The organism is Campylobacter sp. CFSAN093229 (assembly GCF_011068225.1).
Taxonomy (GTDB): domain Bacteria; phylum Campylobacterota; class Campylobacteria; order Campylobacterales; family Campylobacteraceae; genus Campylobacter_D; species Campylobacter_D jejuni.
Window position 1 is genome coordinate 35,888 of record NZ_JAAMXB010000002.1, and the last position, 16,593, is coordinate 52,480.

The window sequence follows — 16,593 nt, forward strand, 5'->3', positions numbered from 1 at the left end:
AGCTTTGTGTAGTAAAATTATAAAAATTAAAGGTTAAATATGGATTATAAACAATTAAAGCAAGAATTTAATACTCCTTTTTATATTTACAATTTTGATTTCATAAAAGAGCGTTTTTTAAATCTCAAAGAGGCTTTTAAGGCTAGAAAATCTCAAATTTTTTACGCTGTAAAAGCCAATTCAAATTTAAGTTTGTTGCAAATGCTTGCAAATTTAGATAGTGGATTTGATTGTGTGAGTATAGGCGAGGTAAAGCGTGCTTTAAAAGCAGGAGCAAAAGCTTATAAGATTATTTTTAGTGGAGTAGGAAAAACCAAAGAAGAGTTAAGACAAGCTTTAGAATATGATATTTTATATATTAACCTTGAAAGCGAAGCTGAAATGATGCTTTTAGAAAGTGTGGCTAAAGAACTTAATCTAAAAGCAAGAATCAGTATTCGTGTTAATCCAAATGTTGATGCAAAAACTCATCCTTATATTTCTACAGGATTAAATGAAAATAAATTTGGTGTTGAAATTGACATAGCAAGAAAAATGTATCTTTATGCAAAAAATTCATCTTTTTTAGAGCCCGTTGGAGTGCATTTTCATATAGGTTCGCAACTTTTAGATATTTCTCCCATTCATGAAGCAGCAGGCATTGTTGCAAAACTTGTAAGAGAGTTAAAAGCCTTGCAAATCGACCTTAAATTTTTTGATATAGGCGGTGGTTTGGGTGTAGCTTATGAAAAAGATGAGTGTGAACTTGATCTTTATAATTATGCACAAGGTATATTAGCACAACTTCATGGGCTTGATTTAACCATAGGAATGGAGCCTGGAAGGTATTTAGTTGCTAAAAGTGGAGAATTTGTTTGTTCAGTACTTTATGAAAAACAAAATAAAACCAAGCGTTTTGTTGTAGTAGATGGAGCGATGAATGATCTTATACGCCCAAGTTTATACGAGGCTTATCATGAAATAATCTTACCTTATAATCAAGCTCAAGAGAGTTTATGTGATGTTGTAGGTGGAATTTGTGAGAGTGGAGACTTTTTTGCTAAAGCAAGGTCTTTACCTAGCACTCAAAGCGGCGATATAATGGTTATTAAAAATACTGGAGCTTATGGTTTTAGCATGAGTAGTAACTACAATACTCGTAATAAAGTTTGCGAATTAGCCCTTGAAGAAGGACAGGTAAGATTGATCCGTCAAAGAGAAAATTTTGAAAATCAAATCGCTTTAGAAGAGAAATTTTTAAAGGCTTAAAATGTTTTTTTTAGATGTTCAAGGGACTTTAATTTCTGATCATGATAAGAGTTTAATCCATGGTGCTAAAGAATTGATCGATTTTTTAAATGCAAAAAATCTTCCTTATGTTATTATTACTAACAATACAAAAAAACTTGATTTTTTAGAAAAATTACAGCAAAAAGGATTGGCTATAAAAGAAAATGCTTATATTGATCCTTTTAGCGTTTTAAAACATCTTTTAAAACCTTGTAAAGTTGCGGCTTTTGGTGCAGATGAGTTTGTAAAAAGTCTTGAAAATCTTGGTTTTGAACTTGATTTTGTAAATCCTAGTGCTGTGCTTGTAGCTAGTTATGATGATTTTAAATTTGTAGATTTTGCTAGTATGATAGAATTAGCTAGAAGAGAAGTTAGGTTTATAGCTATGCACGAAACTAGCATTTATAAAAAAGATGGTAGGCCTTATCCTGGTGTAGGTAGCATTATGGCTATGCTTAAAAATGCTATTGATTTTGAATACGAGGTTGTGGGTAAGCCTAGCATTGCTTTTTATAAAGAAGCTTTAAATTTGATAAGAAAACAAAATTCAAAAATCGATTTTGAAGATATTAAAATCATTAGTGATGATTTTAGAGGAGACTTGCTTAAGGCAAAAGAACTTGGCATGAAAACCTTGCTGGTTTTAAGCGGAAAGATAAGCGACACAAAAGGGCTTGATACGGATTTGCTTGATGGAGTTTATCCTAGTGTTTTTGAGTTTTTAAAGGAGCTAAAATGCCAAATTTAGAAGAATTTAGAAATAAAATCGATGCGGTTGATGATAAAATTTTAGAACTTTTAAATGAAAGAATGACTTATGTTAAAAGTATAGGCGAGCTTAAACAAAGCAGTGGGGGAGCTATTTATCGTCCTGAGCGTGAAAGAGCCATTATCAATCGTTTAAAAAATGCAAATTTAGGACTTTTAGATCAAAATGCCATAGAGGCAATTTATCAAGAAATTTTTGCAGTTTCAAGAAATTTAGAAATGCCTCAAACTATAGCTTATTTAGGGCCTGAGGGAACTTATACTCATCAAGCAGCAAGAAGTCGTTTTGGTGCGATGAGTCGTTATATAGCCTTGGCTAATATCGAAGATGTTTTTAAAGAGTTAAGCAACAAAGAAGCAAAATACGGTGTTGTGCCTATAGAAAATAATACCGAAGGTGCAGTAGGTATTACTTTAGATTGTCTAGGTAAGTATAATGAGCTTAAAATTTTTGGTGAAATTTATATGGATATTCATCATTCTTTTGTGGGGATTAATGAAAATTTAAAAGAAATCAAACGCATTTATTCGCATCCGCAAGGCTATAATCAATGTCGTAAATTTTTAGAAAGTCATGAACTTAGTGCTATAGAATTTGTTCCTTCAAAATCTACGGCTAATGCGGCTTACTTAGCTTCGCAAGATAAATATGCAGCAGCAATTTGCTCTAAAATAGCTGCTAAGCTTTATAATGTGCCTGTGCTTTTTGATAAAATAGAAGATAATGCAGCCAATAAAACAAGATTTTTAATTTTAAGCGATATTAAAAATCCTAAAATGCCAAATTGTAAAACTTCTATTTTAGCACACACAGCACATAAACCTGGGGGGCTTAGCTTTTTATTAGAGCAGTTTAAAAAAGAAAATATAAATCTTACCAAGCTTGAATCTCGTCCTGTAAAATCAAAAGAATTTTTACATAGTTTTTATATAGATTTTGAAGGGCATATTGATGATGAAAATGTAAAAAAAGCCTTAAAAGACATACAAGAGATTGTTTGGCTTGGATCTTATTTATCAGGAGAAAAAGATGAAATTTAATGAATTTTTAAATCATTTAAGCAATTATGAACCCGGAAAAGATATAGAAGTTATTGCAAAAGAATATGGCGTTAAAGAAGTGATAAAATTAGCAAGTAATGAAAATCCTTTTGGTACGCCACCAAAAGCCATAGAATGCTTAAGACAAAATGCAAACAAAGCTCATCTTTACCCTGATGATAGTATGATAGAACTTAAAAGCACATTGGCTCAAAAATACAAAGTTCAAAATGAAAATATTATCATTGGTGCAGGTAGTGATCAAGTGATTGAATTTGCTATACATTCTAAGTTAAATTCTAAAAATGCTTTTTTACAAGCTGGAGTTACCTTTGCTATGTATGAAATTTATGCCAAACAATGCGGTGCAAAGTGTTATAAAACTCAAAGCATTACTCATAATTTAGATGAATTTAAAAAACTTTATGAAATACATAAAGATGAGATTAAACTTATTTTCTTATGCTTGCCAAACAATCCTTTAGGCGAGTGTTTGGATGCAAGTGAAGTGACCAAGTTTATTAAAGGTGTGGATGAGGATTGTTTAGTTGTGATTGATGCAGCTTATAATGAATTTGCAAGTTTTAAAGATAGCAAAAAACATTTAGAACCTTGTGAATTGATTAAAGAATTTGACAATGTACTTTATTTGGGAACTTTTTCTAAACTTTATGGATTAGGAGGCTTACGCATTGGTTATGGTATAGCTAATGCTAATATTATTAATGCATTTTACAAGCTTCGTGCTCCTTTTAATGTGAGCAATCTTGCTTTAAAAGCAGCAGTTGCAGCAATAGATGATGATGAATTTACTAAAAAAACTTTAGAGAATAATTTTTCTCAAATGGAGCTTTATAAAGAATTTGCTAAAAAACATAATATTAAAATCATTGATAGTTATACAAATTTCATCACTTATTTTTTTGATGAAAAAAATAGTACAGATTTGTCTGAAAAATTGCTTAAAAAGGGTATAATAATAAGAAATTTAAAAAGCTATGGTTTAAATGCTATACGCATTACTATAGGAACATCTTATGAAAATGAAAAATTTTTTACAGAATTTGATAAGATTTTAAGATAGATAAATCAAATAAAAATATGTAAAATTCGCTAAACTAAGGGATGAGAATTAATGGATTTTAAAAATATGCTTCATCAAATTGGGCAACTTTATCAAAATTTAACTCGCAAGCAGCGTATAGTGATTGCTGCATCTATTGTAGTAGTGGTTGGGTTTTTGGTTTTTTTAGCTTTATTTCGTGGAAGTGGTAGTAATGCAAATAATGGATATGCAGTTTTAGTTGAAAATGTAAGCCCAAGTTCTTCTGCTGCAATTGTAGCTAAACTTGAACAAAATAATATTCCCTATAAATTAGAAAGTGAAAATAAAATTTTAGTTCCACAAGATCAGGTTTATCGTCAAAGAATGTTTATTGCAAGCGAAGGTCTTATAAAAGATAGTCGCGTGGGTTTTGAAGCTTTTGATACTCAAGCTTTTGGAGCTACAAATGAAGAGCAAAAGGTAAAATACCAAAGAGCCATAGAAGGCGAACTTGCAAGAACTATTGAGACTTTAGAACCTATTCGTAGCGCTGTTGTACACATAGCATTTCCTAAAGATAGTGTTTTTACTGAAAGGCAAATTCCGCCTACAGCTTCAGTTGTTGTTAATGTTCGCGAAGGCTTAAAGCTTACTAGAAAACAAATTGATGGTATAAAAAATATTGTTTCAGCGGCAGTTCCAAAACTTACTAAAGAAAATGTTAAGATTAGTGATCAAAGTGGTGTGCCTTTAGATGAGCAAGAAGCATATGAAGATGACTTAGTTCGTGCGCAAATTAAATTTAAAAGTGATCAAGAAAAAGCTTTAGAAGATAAGATTATAGAAAATTTAGCTCCTTTTGCAGGTGGTATGGATAAAGTAAAAGTGAGTGTAAATATAGATTTTGATTTTTCCAAGCAAGAATCTCAAAGTGAAATTTATGATCCAAATCCTATAGTGCGTAGTGAGCAAACTTTAAACGAGGAAAGAACAGGTAGAAAAGATCCAGAAATTCAAGGTGTTCCAGGTGCTGTTTCTAATATAGGTCCTGTTGAAGGACTTGACAATAAAGGTCAAATTGACACTTATAAAAAAAATCAAGTTACTACAAACAATGAACTTTCTAAAACTATCACAAATACAAAAAAACAATTTGCAACAGTTTTACGCACTTCAGCAGCTGTCACTATAGATGGAAAATATCAAGATGTGGTTGATGAAAATGGGGATGTGAAAAGCGAATATGTTCCATTGACTAAAGAAGAGCTTGCAAGTGTTGAGAGTATAGTTAAAAATACTATTAATTTTAGCGCTACTAGAGGTGATAGTGTTGTAGTGCAAAATTTACCATTTCATCGTGAGTCGATTAGAGTTGAGAGTAAAGTTAAAACTTTTTACAATCGTTTTGTTGAGCCATTTATTCCACCAGTTAAGTATTTTATTGCAGCGATTTTACTTTTTATTTTTTACAAAAAAGTCATTGCTCCATTTACTCAAAAAATGCTTGAAGATGTCGCAGCGCAAGAAGAAATGCAGCAAGGTCCAAATGCTGTTTTAGATGATGCTGAAGATGCTTTGGAGAAATTTAATGCAGCAAGGAAAAAAGTTGAAGAACAACTTGGTTTTGGGGATAATTTTAATGAAGATTCTATTCAATATGAGGTTTTACTTGAAAAATTGCGTGGTTTAGTAAGTGATAAAGGCGAGGAAATTGCAGCACTTTTACAAAACTTAATTCAAAATGATAGTGAATTTGGCGAAAAGGATATGTGATGATAAAGCTAAGTGAAGAACAAAAAATGGTCTATGATGATTTATCGATGCCTGAGAAGGTAGCGATATTTCTTATACAACTTGGCGAAGATGCAACAACTTCTGTGTTTTCACATATGGAAATTGATGTAATTACAGAAATTTCACGTTATATTGCTATGGCTAAAAATGTTGATAGATCCGTAGCTACTGCGGTTTTAGAAGAATTTTACACTCTGCTTCAATCAAATCAATATATTAAAAGTGGTGGTTTGGAATATGCTAAAGAAATACTTTTTCGTACTTTTGGGCCAGAGATTGCAAATAAAATTCTTGAAAAACTTACTAAAAGTATGGAGAATAATCAAAATTTTGCTTATTTGGCGCAAATTAAACCACAGCAACTTGCAGACTTTATTACCAAAGAGCACCCACAAACCATCGCTCTTATTTTGGCACACATGGATTCTATTCATGCGGCAGAAACTTTAGAGTATTTTAGTGATGAATTAAGGGCTGAGGTGGTTATAAGAATGGCAAATCTTGGCGATATTTCTCCAAGTATTATTAAAAGAGTTTCTGCAGTGTTAGAAAGCAAGCTTGAAAGTCTTACCTCTTATAAGGTTGAAGTGGGCGGCCCAAGAGCGGTAGCAGAAGTGCTTAATCGTTTGGGTCAAAAAGCAAGCAAATCAACCATTACTTATATTGAACAAAGTGATGAACGCTTAGCAGAGACTATTAAAGAGCTTATGTTTACTTTCGATGATATACAAAAACTTAGCACTCAAGCTATAAGAGAAATTTTAAAAGTAGCCGATAAGCGTGATTTAATGATAGGTTTAAAAGGTGCAAGTGAAGAGTTAAAGCAAAAATTCTTAGCCAATATGTCTACGCGTGCAAGCGAAGCTTTTCTTGAAGAAATGGGTTTTTTGGGTGCTGTGCGTGTTAAAGATGTTGAAGATGCGCAAAGAAAGGTTGTTGAAGTGGTGCAAAAACTTGCAGAACAAGGTCTTGTTCAAACAGGCGATGCGGATGAAATGATAGAGTAGGTGAGAGATGGTTAATCGTAGCAATGTAATTTCTGGTGGGGCTTCTGATCAGCATGTTGTTGAAGGATATCGTTTTAAAGTTATTTCAGAATTTGATAATCATATAGGTGAAAAAAAACATACTCAAACTCCAGATGAAGAAAATGCTAATATATCTTTAAATGATGAAAAACCAGTCGAAGAAAATCAAGCCATTGCCCCTACGCAAGCTGTTATGGAAACTCAAATTCCAACATTTCAACCAAGCTTTGTTGAAGATTTGCTTAAAAAAACAGATGAAATGTCAAGCAATATTATTAAACTTCAAATGCAAATAGAAAGCCAAGAGAATGAATTTAATAACCGCTTAAATTCAGAACTTGAAAATGCTAAAGAAAAATTTGCCAAAGAAGGTTATGAGAAAGCAAAAGAAGAATTTCAAAAGGAATTGAGTGATTTTAAAGATAAGTATTTAAAAAGTATAGCCAAGCTCGATAATGCTTGTGAAAATCTTGAAAATTTTATAGAAAAAAACGAGAAAGAATTAGCAGATACTGCTATAGATATCGCTAAAGAAGTAATCTTAAAAGAACTTGAACTAAATTCAAGTAAGATAGCTTATGCTTTGGCCAAAGATTTAATCGGCGAGCTTAAGGGTGCTAGTGCAATTGAGCTTAAGGTTAATGCAGAGGATTATGAGTATTTAAAAGAGCAATTTGATCAGAATGCTCATATTAAAATAAGTCTTGATGATGCAATTAGCAAAGGAAGTGTTGTTATTATAAGTGACGCAGGCAATATAGAGTCCAATCTTAACTCTCGTCTAACTAAAATTAAAAAAATGGTGAATAATGAGTAAAAAATTTGCCCATACTCAAGAAGAGTTAGAAAAGCTAAGTTTAAAAGAATTAGAAAATTTAGCAGCATCTATGCGTGAAAAAATCATACAAGTTGTGAGTAAAAATGGTGGACATTTAAGTTCAAATTTGGGTGCTGTAGAACTTAGTATAGCAATGCATTTGGTTTTTGATGTAAAAAAAGATCCTTTTATTTTTGATGTGTCACATCAATCTTATACACACAAGCTTTTAAGCGGAAAAGAAGAAATATTTGATACTTTAAGACAAATCAATGGTTTGAGTGGTTATACAAAACCTAGCGAGGGAGATTATTTTGTAGCAGGGCATTCTAGCACCTCTATTTCTTTGGCAGTAGGTGCTTGTAAGGCTATTGCTTTAAAGGGTGAAAAGCGTATTCCTGTTGCTTTGATTGGAGATGGTGCTTTAAGTGCGGGTATGGCTTATGAGGCTTTAAATGAATTGGGTGATTCTAAATTTCCTTGTGTAATACTTTTGAATGATAATGAAATGAGTATTTCAAAACCAATTGGAGCAATTTCAAAGTATCTTTCTCAGGCTATGGCAACACAGTTTTATCAAAGTTTTAAAAAGCGTATTGTTAAAATGTTGGATATATTACCTGATAGTGCTACTTATATGGCTAAGCGTTTTGAAGAGAGTTTTAAACTTATTACTCCTGGGCTTTTGTTTGAAGAATTAGGGCTTGAATATATAGGGCCTATTGATGGACATAATTTAGGTGAAATTATTTCTGCATTAAAACAAGCAAAAGCTATGCAAAAACCTTGTGTGATACATGCTCAAACCATAAAGGGTAAAGGCTATGCTTTAGCTGAAGGAAAACATGCTAAATGGCACGGGGTAGGAGCTTTTGATATAGATAGTGGAGAGAGTGTTAAAAAAAGTGATACTAAAAAATCTGCTACTGAAATTTTTTCTAAGAATTTGCTTGATTTAGCCTCAAAATATGAAAATATTGTTGGGGTTACGGCGGCTATGCCAAGTGGAACAGGTCTTGATAAGCTTATAGAAAAATATCCAAATCGTTTTTGGGATGTGGCTATTGCAGAACAGCATGCAGTAACTTCTATGGCTGCTATGGCAAAAGAAGGATTTAAACCTTTTATTGCAATATATAGCACCTTTTTACAGCGTGCTTATGATCAAGTGATCCATGATTGTGCAATTATGAATTTAAATGTGGTTTTTGCTATGGATAGAGCAGGGATAGTAGGCGAAGATGGGGAGACACATCAAGGTGTTTTTGATCTTAGTTTTTTAGCTCCTTTGCCAAATTTCACTCTTTTAGCCCCAAGAGATGAGCAAATGATGCAAAATATAATGGAGTACGCTTATTTACATCAAGGACCTATTGCTTTTCGTTATCCTAGAGGGAGTTTTATTTTGGATAAAGAATTTAATCCTTGTGAGATAAAACTTGGTAAGGCACAATGGCTTGTAAAAAATAGTAGCGAAATTGCTTTTTTAGGTTATGGACAAGGTGTGGCAAAAGCGTGGCAAGTTTTAAGAGCCTTGCAAGAAATGAATAATAATGCTAATTTGATCGATTTAATTTTTGCTAAACCTTTAGATGAAGAGCTTTTGCGTGAGCTTGCTAAAAAAAGTAAAATTTGGTTTATTTTTAGTGAAAATGTTAAAATTGGTGGTATAGAAAGTTTAATTAATAATTTTTTACAAAAATATGATTTGCATGTAAAAGTTATTAGCTTTGAATATGAAGACAAATTTATTGAACATGGAAAAACAAGTGAGGTGGAAAAAAATCTAGAAAAAGATGTCAATAGTTTATTGACGAAAGTTTTAAAATTTTATCATTAAATAATAAAAAATATTATTTAATATAAACTTCTTTTAATAAAAATTTTATTATTATTTCCACTTAAAAAAGCAAGGAATAAATACAATGGAATTACTACAAATGCTTAAAAAACATGAGTTAAAAGCTACTCCGCAAAGACTATGTGTTTTAAAAATTTTAAAAAGACATGAGCATCCTAATATTGATGAATTATATGCAGAAATTAAAAAAGAATACCCTTCAATCTCTTTAGCGACGGTTTATAAAAATCTTAATACTTTGCAAGAACAAGGTTTAGTTGTTGAAATCAATGTTTTAAATCAAAAAACTTGTTACGATATTTATGAAGAAGAACATATTCATGTAGTTTGCGCCAAATGTGGTGGTATAGAGGATTTAAGTTTTAAAGATGCTAAGCTTTATGAATATCAAGAGCATTTAGAAAAAAAGATAGGCAATCTCGTCAATCATCTGTCTGTTTGTGCTTATGTTGATAGTTGCAAAAAGTGTCATTAAGCAAAATAAGGTTAAAATAGCCCATATATTTTAAGGGTTATTTTAATGGTTTATGAAATTCAAAAAAACTTTTTACTATCTGATTGTACTCTTTTAGAGAATTTAAAAAAAGATAATATACCTTTTCGAAATTCTAAATTTGAAACTTTTTATACTCAAATAACTTCAAATCATAGTGTTAAATTTCAAAGTTTTTACAATGAATTTTATAAAATTACAAAATTTAATAATTCAATTTTAGAACAGAATCAAGAAGAGAAAATTTCTAAAAAAAAATTTGAAAAAGCTCGAAAAAAGATTATAGGAAAGAGCATTAAAAAAGAACGCTTCGAATTTAAATTGTGTTCTTTAAAAAGTTATATTGATATTTATGAAGAGCCTAAAATTTGTATTTTAAAAATATTTTTTCCAACATTGGATAGTTCCAATGAATTTAAAATTCCTAAAGATTTTAAAATTCAAAAAGAATTACATCATGATTTAAATTCTAAACATATCGTTTTATATGGTTTTGAATATCAAAAGTTTGATATAGAGAAATGTTTTAAAATTATAGAAAAAAATCAGAATTTTAGCTTGGATTTTCCAAATTATATTAATGCTTATGATGGATTTAGGATTTTTTTATTTTATTTATTTAAAAAATTAAAATTTTATTGGACTTTATCTTTAGAGAGAAAAGATAAGCAAAGTTTATGTGAATTTTTATTTTATTCAAGAAGTTTGTATATAGTTTTATCAAGCATGAATACTATTTTAGATAAAAATTTGAGTAATATTTTGGCTTTAAAGTTTAAAGATATAACGAAAAAAACTCAAGGTATTTTAGCAAGTGAAAATTCAAATCAAGATTTATTGCTATTTTTAAGCGATGAAAAAATCCAAGATTTGTTTAATGATTTTGATTTTTTCATAAAGGAAAATTCTTTTTATGAAGGCGATTGCAAAGATAGGTTTTTTAAACAACTTGTTGCGTTAGAACTTAGAAAAAAAATTATTTTATTTAGAAAAAATATACTAAAAAATTTTGATTTAGAGCTTTTTGAAAATAGTTTTTTTGAATTGGCAATATTTTTAGAATATTTTTATCGTTTTTTAGAGATAAAAAATTTAAACAAACTTTATGAAAAATATTGCAAAGATAGAGATAAAAATATTTTTTCGAAAATAATCAATAATAAAAATAAATTTTGCAAATTGCTTAAAAAATCAAGTAAAAATTTGAAAATTTACAAAGGATAAAAATGCAAAAACAAGAAAAAATTATAGAAATGTTTAATCAAATTGCACCTACTTATGATAAGGCGAATAGAATTTTAAGCTTTGGAGCTGATATAGTGTGGCGCAAAAAAGCTTGTCAAAGAGTGATGAGTTTATATTTAAAAAAAGATTTAAAAATCGCTGATATTGCCTGTGGCACAGGGGATATGATAGAGATTTGGCAAGAGAGTGCTTTAAAAATGGAAAAAAACATTTTAAATATTAAAGGTATTGATCCAAGTAGTGGTATGCTAAATGTTGCAAAAGAAAAATTTCCGAATGTCGAATTTATAGAAGCAGGGGCGCAAAATTTGCCTTTAGAAAGTCAAAGTTTAGATATTTTAAGCATTAGTTATGGCATTCGCAATGTTGTAGAAAGACAAAAAGCCTTAAGCGAATTTGCTAGAGTACTTCAAAAAGGTGGTATTTTGGTAGTTTTGGAATTTACAAAAAGAGAAAAGGGTGGATTTATAGCAGCTTGTAGAGATTTTTATCTTAAAAATATTTTACCAAGTATAGGTGGGATAATCAGTAAAAATAAAAGTGCTTATGAGTATTTGCCAAACTCTATTGAAGGATTTTTAAGTAAGGAAGAGTTCATCTTAGAACTTAAAAATGCTGGTTTTGAAATGCTTGATTATAAAAGTTTTAGCTTTGGCGTGAGTTCAATGTTTATAGCAAAAAAACTATGACACCAACAGAATTAAATCTTAAAGCAAAGGCTTTATTAGAAACACATTTTGAGGATATAGTTTTAAGTGGAGAAATTTCAAAAATCACTTTGCATGGTTCAGGGCATTGGTATTTTGATTTAAAAGATGAAAGATCAAGCATTGCTTGTGCTATGTTTAAAGGAGCTAATTTAAAAGTCGGATTTAAACCAGTGGTGGGGGATTTTTTAGAGCTTTGTGGAAGTGTGAGTTTATATCCTGAAAGTGGTCGTTATCAATTTATCGCTACTAGTATGAAAAAAGCAGGTTTTGGGGATTTGGAAGCACAGTTTTTGGCTTTAAAAGAGCGTTTGCAAAAAGAAGGACTTTTTGATCCACGCTTTAAAAAATCTTTGCCAAAATTTCCTAAAAAAGTAGGTATTATCACTTCAAAAACTTCTGCTGCTTTGCAAGATATGTTAAAACTTATTCATCAAAAAGAATATTTTTTGGCAAAAATTTATATTTTTGATGCTTTAACTCAAGGAAATAATGCTCCTTTTTCTCTTATACAAGCTTTAAAAAAAGCCGATGATATGGATTTAGATGTTCTTATTATAGCACGTGGTGGAGGAAGCAGGGAAGATCTTTTTTGTTTTAATGATGAAAATTTAGCAAGAGAGATTTTTAAAGCAAAAACTCCTATCATTTCAGCCATAGGACATGAGATTGATTATGTTATTAGTGATTTTGTTGCAGATTTTAGAGCTCCAACGCCCTCAGCTGCTATAGATACTTTGTTTTATTCTAAGTTGGATATAGAGCAAAGTTTGGATTTAATGGAAGAAAAATTAATGCAACTTTGGAATCATAAAATACAAAATTATGAAAATTTGCTTTTAAATTTAAGCAAATTTTTCAAATTTAATTCTTTGCCAAAAATAATAGATGAAAAAATAAAACAAAGCCATAATATAGAAAAGCAATTAAATCATCTACTGGCAAATCAAATGCGTTATAATGAATTAAAATTAGATAAATTGCAAAATGCTTATTTGCAACATGAGAATTTTTTTAATAAAAGCAAAAAGTTTATTTGTATCAGAAAAAATGGTAAAATAGCAAATTTAGAAGATCTTAAGAGTGATGATATCGTTATTTTAAGTTCTCAAACTTCTCAAAAAGAAGCAAAAATTTTATAAGGATAGATTATGAGAAAAATCAATTTCAGTGCAGGGCCATCGACTTTACCTTTAGAAATTTTAGAGCAAGCTCAAAAAGAACTCTGTGATTATCAGGGTAGGGGTTATTCTATAATGGAAATTTCCCACCGCACAAAAGTATTTGAAGAAGTGCATTTTGGAGCACAAGAGAAAGCTAAAAAACTTTACGGGTTAAATGATGATTATGAAGTATTATTTTTACAAGGTGGAGCAAGTTTGCAATTTGCTATGATTCCTATGAATTTGGCTTTAAATGGAGTTTGTGAATATGCAAATACAGGAGTTTGGACAAAAAAAGCAATTAAAGAAGCGCAAATTTTAGGTGTCAATGTTAAAACCGTAGCAAGTAGCGAGGAAAGTAATTTTAATCATATTCCTAGAGTGGAATTTAGTGATAATGCTGATTATGCTTATATTTGTTCTAACAATACTATTTACGGCACTCAATATCAAAATTATCCTAAAACTAAAACTCCTTTGATTGTGGATGCATCGAGTGATTTTTTTTCTAGAAAAGTAGATTTTTCAAATATTGCTCTTTTTTATGGCGGAGTGCAAAAAAATGCTGGAATTTCGGGTTTAAGTTGTATTTTTATCCGTAAAGATATGTTAGAAAGATCTAAAAATAAACAAATTCCTAGCATGTTAAATTATTTGACTCATGCTGAGAATCAGTCCTTGTTTAATACGCCTCCAACCTTTGCTATTTATATGTTTAATCTTGAAATGGATTGGCTTTTAAATCAAGGCGGACTTGATAAAGTACATGAGAAAAATTCTCAAAAAGCTGCTATGCTTTATGAGTGTATTGATTTAAGTAATGGATTTTATAAAGGACATGCAGATAAAAAGGATAGATCTTTAATGAATGTGAGTTTTAATATTGCTAAAAATAAAGATTTAGAGCCTCTTTTTGTAAAGGAAGCCGAAGAAGCTGGAATGATAGGACTTAAAGGACATAGAATTTTAGGAGGAATTCGTGCAAGTATTTATAATGCGCTTAATTTGGATCAGGTAAAAACCTTGTGTGAATTTATGAAAGAATTTGAAGGAAAATATGCATGATAAAGCGTTTTGATGAGTGCGATAGAATGTCGCAAATTATTGTTTTTGATAAATATTTTAAGACTGCAGGACAAGTGGCTTTTGAACCTAGCGGAGATATTAAAAAACAAACTAAAGAAGCGCTTGCAGAACTTGATGCTTTGTTTGAAAAAATAGGCGCAAACAAAGGAGATTTGATTCAAATTCAAATCTGGTTAGCTAATATGCAAGATTTTGATGCAATGAATGAAATTTATGATGCTTGGATTAAAAATTATCCTAAACCTGTTAGAGCTTGTGTAGGAAGTGCTTTAGCAGAGGGTTATTTGGTAGAAATTCAAGCTTTTGGAAAGCTAAGAGAGAATTAAAAATTCTCTCCTCCAAATTTTAAAAGCGCAGATCCCCAAGTAAAACCACCGCCAAAAGCATCTAGTAAGATCAGATTTCCTTTTTTAAGCCGACCTTCTTCATAGGCATCATTCATTGCCATAGGTATAGAAGCAGCTGAAGTATTGCCATATTTTTGTACAGTGATCACACATTTTTCATCATTTAGATTGAGTTTTTCTTGGACGGCTTTAATGATGCGTAGATTAGCTTGATGAGGAATAAAAAGATCAATTTCTTGTGCTAAAATGTTATTTTTGGTTAAAATTTCTACAACATCATTGCTAAGTGTGTTTACTGCTATTTTAAAAACTTCATTGCCTTTCATTTGCATAGAAAGTGTTTGACATAGGTTTGATTTTTGCGATCTTTGAGTCATTAAAAGATCTCCATAATTACCATTGCTTGCAGTATGTACATCAAGGATGTGATTTTTATTATCCAAGCTTACAACTCCAGCACCCGCACCGTCTCCAAAGAGTATGCAAATACTTCTGTCATTGTAATCCATAATGGAACTTGTTTTTTCAGCTCCTATGATTAAAACATTTTTTTTCAAACCACTTTCTACCAAAGCTTTAGCTTGTTCAAGTAAATAGATAAAACCAGAACAAGCTGCTGAAATATCAAAAGCACTAATATTTACGAGTCCTAAATTTGAAGCAATTTTACAAGCTGTTGAAGGCATAGTAAAATAATCAGGACTTAAAGTGGCTACGAGAATAGCATCAATATCTTCAGGTTTTAAATTTGCTCTTTCTATGGCTTTTAATGCAGCTTTTGTGCCCAAATCGCTGGTATTTTCATTTTCATTGGCAATGCGTCTTTCTTTAATACCTGTGCGTCTAGTGATCCATTCATCGGTGGTATCTACCATCTTTTCAAGATCAGCATTGCTTAAAATTTTTTCTGGAATATAAGAAGCTATACTTTTAAGACTGGCTTTAAGCATTGTATTTTCCAAGTTCATTTTCTATAAGTTCATTAATATGAGATTGGCTAAAATTTATAGCTTGAAAAATTGCATTTTTAATAGCCCTAGAATCGCTTTTTCCATGACTTATAATCACACAACCATTAACTCCAAGAAGAGGTGCTCCGCCATATTCTTGCCAATCCGTGTGTTTTTTTAATTTTTTAAAAGATGGTTTCATAAGTAAAGCACCTATTTTAGAAATAAAAGATTGTTTTACTTCGTTTTTTAGAAGCTGAAAAATAGCTGTTGCTACACCTTCGCAAGCCTTTAAGATAGCATTTCCATTAAAACCATCGCAGACTAAAACATCTATTTCACCATTGAAAATATCTCTACCTTCAGCATTACCTATAAAATTTGGAATTTTTTTCATAAGCTGATGACTTTCTTTGGTAAGTTCATTACCTTTACATTCTTCTTCACCATTAGAAAGTAAAGCAAGGCGTGGTTTTTGAATTTGCATGATTGCTCTAGCATAAACTTCACCCATTATGGCAAATTGAAATAAATTTTCAGCTTTACAATCTGTATTAGCTCCAACATCCAAAAGTAAAGTTTTGTTAACGATATTTGGCATTAAAGTGGCAATAGCAGGTCTTGAAATGCCTTTAAGTCTTCCAAGCCTTAAGGTAGCCAAAGACATACTTGCTCCACTATGACCCGCTGAAACTACAGCATCTACTTTTTTTTCTTTTAATAAATTAATAGCTTTGTATATGGTTGTTTCTTTATTTTTTAAAGCATCTGTGGCATTTTCATTCATCGAAAAAATTTCACTAGCTTCTTCGTATTGTATATATTGTTCTAATTTTTTTGGTATTAAAGGTTTCAGAATTTTAGAATTTCCCACTAAGATAGCGTTAAAAGGTTTTGCTTCTAGCGCCTTTAAAACGCCTTCTATAATGGGTTTTTCTCCAAAATCACCACCCATTGCATCAATGGCAATGTTAATCAT

General features: G+C 30.8%; 16 protein-coding genes. 14 read left to right on the plus strand and 2 right to left on the minus strand.

Annotated features, from left to right (window positions below):
* The first annotated feature begins 39 nt into the window (after positions 1-39).
* The 14 genes from lysA to FBE93_RS00585 all read left to right on the plus strand — a co-directional run bounded on the left by lysA (position 40) and on the right by FBE93_RS00585 (position 14,643).
* A complete protein-coding gene (lysA, locus tag FBE93_RS00520) occupies positions 40-1,248 on the plus strand; it encodes a diaminopimelate decarboxylase (protein WP_165434073.1) in 1,209 nt (402 codons plus the stop codon).
* Position 1,249: 1 nt separating this feature from the next.
* Complete coding sequence (locus tag FBE93_RS00525) at positions 1,250-2,017, plus strand: HAD-IIA family hydrolase (RefSeq protein WP_002867748.1); 768 nt, start codon at positions 1,250-1,252, stop codon at positions 2,015-2,017.
* Entirely contained in the window at positions 2,005-3,078 is a 1,074-nt protein-coding gene (gene pheA / locus FBE93_RS00530) for a prephenate dehydratase (RefSeq protein WP_002867749.1), read from the plus strand. The genes FBE93_RS00525 and pheA overlap by 13 nt, the downstream gene beginning before the upstream one ends.
* Positions 3,068-4,162: a histidinol-phosphate transaminase gene (gene hisC, locus FBE93_RS00535; protein ID WP_002934047.1), complete on the plus strand. Its 1,095-nt coding sequence runs from the start codon at positions 3,068-3,070 to the stop codon at positions 4,160-4,162. The genes pheA and hisC overlap by 11 nt, the downstream gene beginning before the upstream one ends.
* A 51-nt stretch (positions 4,163-4,213) precedes the next feature.
* Complete coding sequence (gene fliF, locus FBE93_RS00540) at positions 4,214-5,896, plus strand: flagellar basal-body MS-ring/collar protein FliF (RefSeq protein ID WP_002857356.1); 1,683 nt, start codon at positions 4,214-4,216, stop codon at positions 5,894-5,896.
* The gene (gene fliG / locus FBE93_RS00545; RefSeq protein ID WP_002854670.1) at positions 5,896-6,924 is read left to right on the plus strand and encodes a flagellar motor switch protein FliG; all 1,029 of its coding nucleotides are present in this window, start codon (positions 5,896-5,898) and stop codon (positions 6,922-6,924) included. Before fliF ends, fliG begins: the two co-directional genes overlap by 1 nt.
* A gap of 7 nt (positions 6,925-6,931) precedes the next feature.
* Complete coding sequence (gene fliH / locus FBE93_RS00550) at positions 6,932-7,762, plus strand: flagellar assembly protein FliH (protein WP_165434074.1); 831 nt, start codon at positions 6,932-6,934, stop codon at positions 7,760-7,762.
* A complete protein-coding gene (dxs, locus tag FBE93_RS00555) occupies positions 7,755-9,602 on the plus strand; it encodes a 1-deoxy-D-xylulose-5-phosphate synthase (RefSeq protein WP_002934043.1) in 1,848 nt (615 codons plus the stop codon). The genes fliH and dxs overlap by 8 nt, the downstream gene beginning before the upstream one ends.
* 85 nt (positions 9,603-9,687) lie before the next feature.
* On the plus strand, positions 9,688-10,098 hold the full coding sequence (gene perR / locus FBE93_RS00560) for a peroxide-responsive transcriptional repressor PerR (RefSeq protein WP_002861102.1): 411 nt from the start codon (positions 9,688-9,690) through the stop codon (positions 10,096-10,098).
* 45 nt (positions 10,099-10,143) lie between these two features.
* Positions 10,144-11,340: a hypothetical protein gene (locus FBE93_RS00565; protein WP_165434075.1), complete on the plus strand. Its 1,197-nt coding sequence runs from the start codon at positions 10,144-10,146 to the stop codon at positions 11,338-11,340.
* Positions 11,341-11,342: 2 nt separating this feature from the next.
* Entirely contained in the window at positions 11,343-12,050 is a 708-nt protein-coding gene (ubiE, locus tag FBE93_RS00570; protein ID WP_002934041.1) for a bifunctional demethylmenaquinone methyltransferase/2-methoxy-6-polyprenyl-1,4-benzoquinol methylase UbiE, read from the plus strand.
* Complete coding sequence (gene xseA, locus FBE93_RS00575; protein ID WP_002934039.1) at positions 12,047-13,210, plus strand: exodeoxyribonuclease VII large subunit; 1,164 nt, start codon at positions 12,047-12,049, stop codon at positions 13,208-13,210. The genes ubiE and xseA overlap by 4 nt, the downstream gene beginning before the upstream one ends.
* Positions 13,211-13,219: 9 nt before the next feature.
* The gene (gene serC / locus FBE93_RS00580; RefSeq protein ID WP_059110891.1) at positions 13,220-14,296 is read left to right on the plus strand and encodes a phosphoserine transaminase; all 1,077 of its coding nucleotides are present in this window, start codon (positions 13,220-13,222) and stop codon (positions 14,294-14,296) included.
* Positions 14,293-14,643, plus strand: a complete 351-nt coding sequence (locus FBE93_RS00585; protein WP_002854323.1) for a RidA family protein — start codon at positions 14,293-14,295, stop codon at positions 14,641-14,643. Before serC ends, FBE93_RS00585 begins: the two co-directional genes overlap by 4 nt.
* On the opposite strand, the gene FBE93_RS00590 is transcribed toward FBE93_RS00585, so the two are convergent.
* Positions 14,640-15,614 carry a beta-ketoacyl-ACP synthase III gene (locus FBE93_RS00590; RefSeq protein WP_002934036.1) on the minus strand — a complete coding sequence of 325 codons (975 nt, stop codon included), beginning with the start codon at positions 15,612-15,614 and terminating at the stop codon, positions 14,640-14,642. The two genes, FBE93_RS00585 and FBE93_RS00590, sit on opposite strands and share 4 nt — an antisense overlap.
* Positions 15,607-16,593 carry a phosphate acyltransferase PlsX gene (plsX, locus tag FBE93_RS00595; RefSeq protein WP_002934035.1) on the minus strand — a complete coding sequence of 329 codons (987 nt, stop codon included), beginning with the start codon at positions 16,591-16,593 and terminating at the stop codon, positions 15,607-15,609. Before plsX ends, FBE93_RS00590 begins: the two co-directional genes overlap by 8 nt.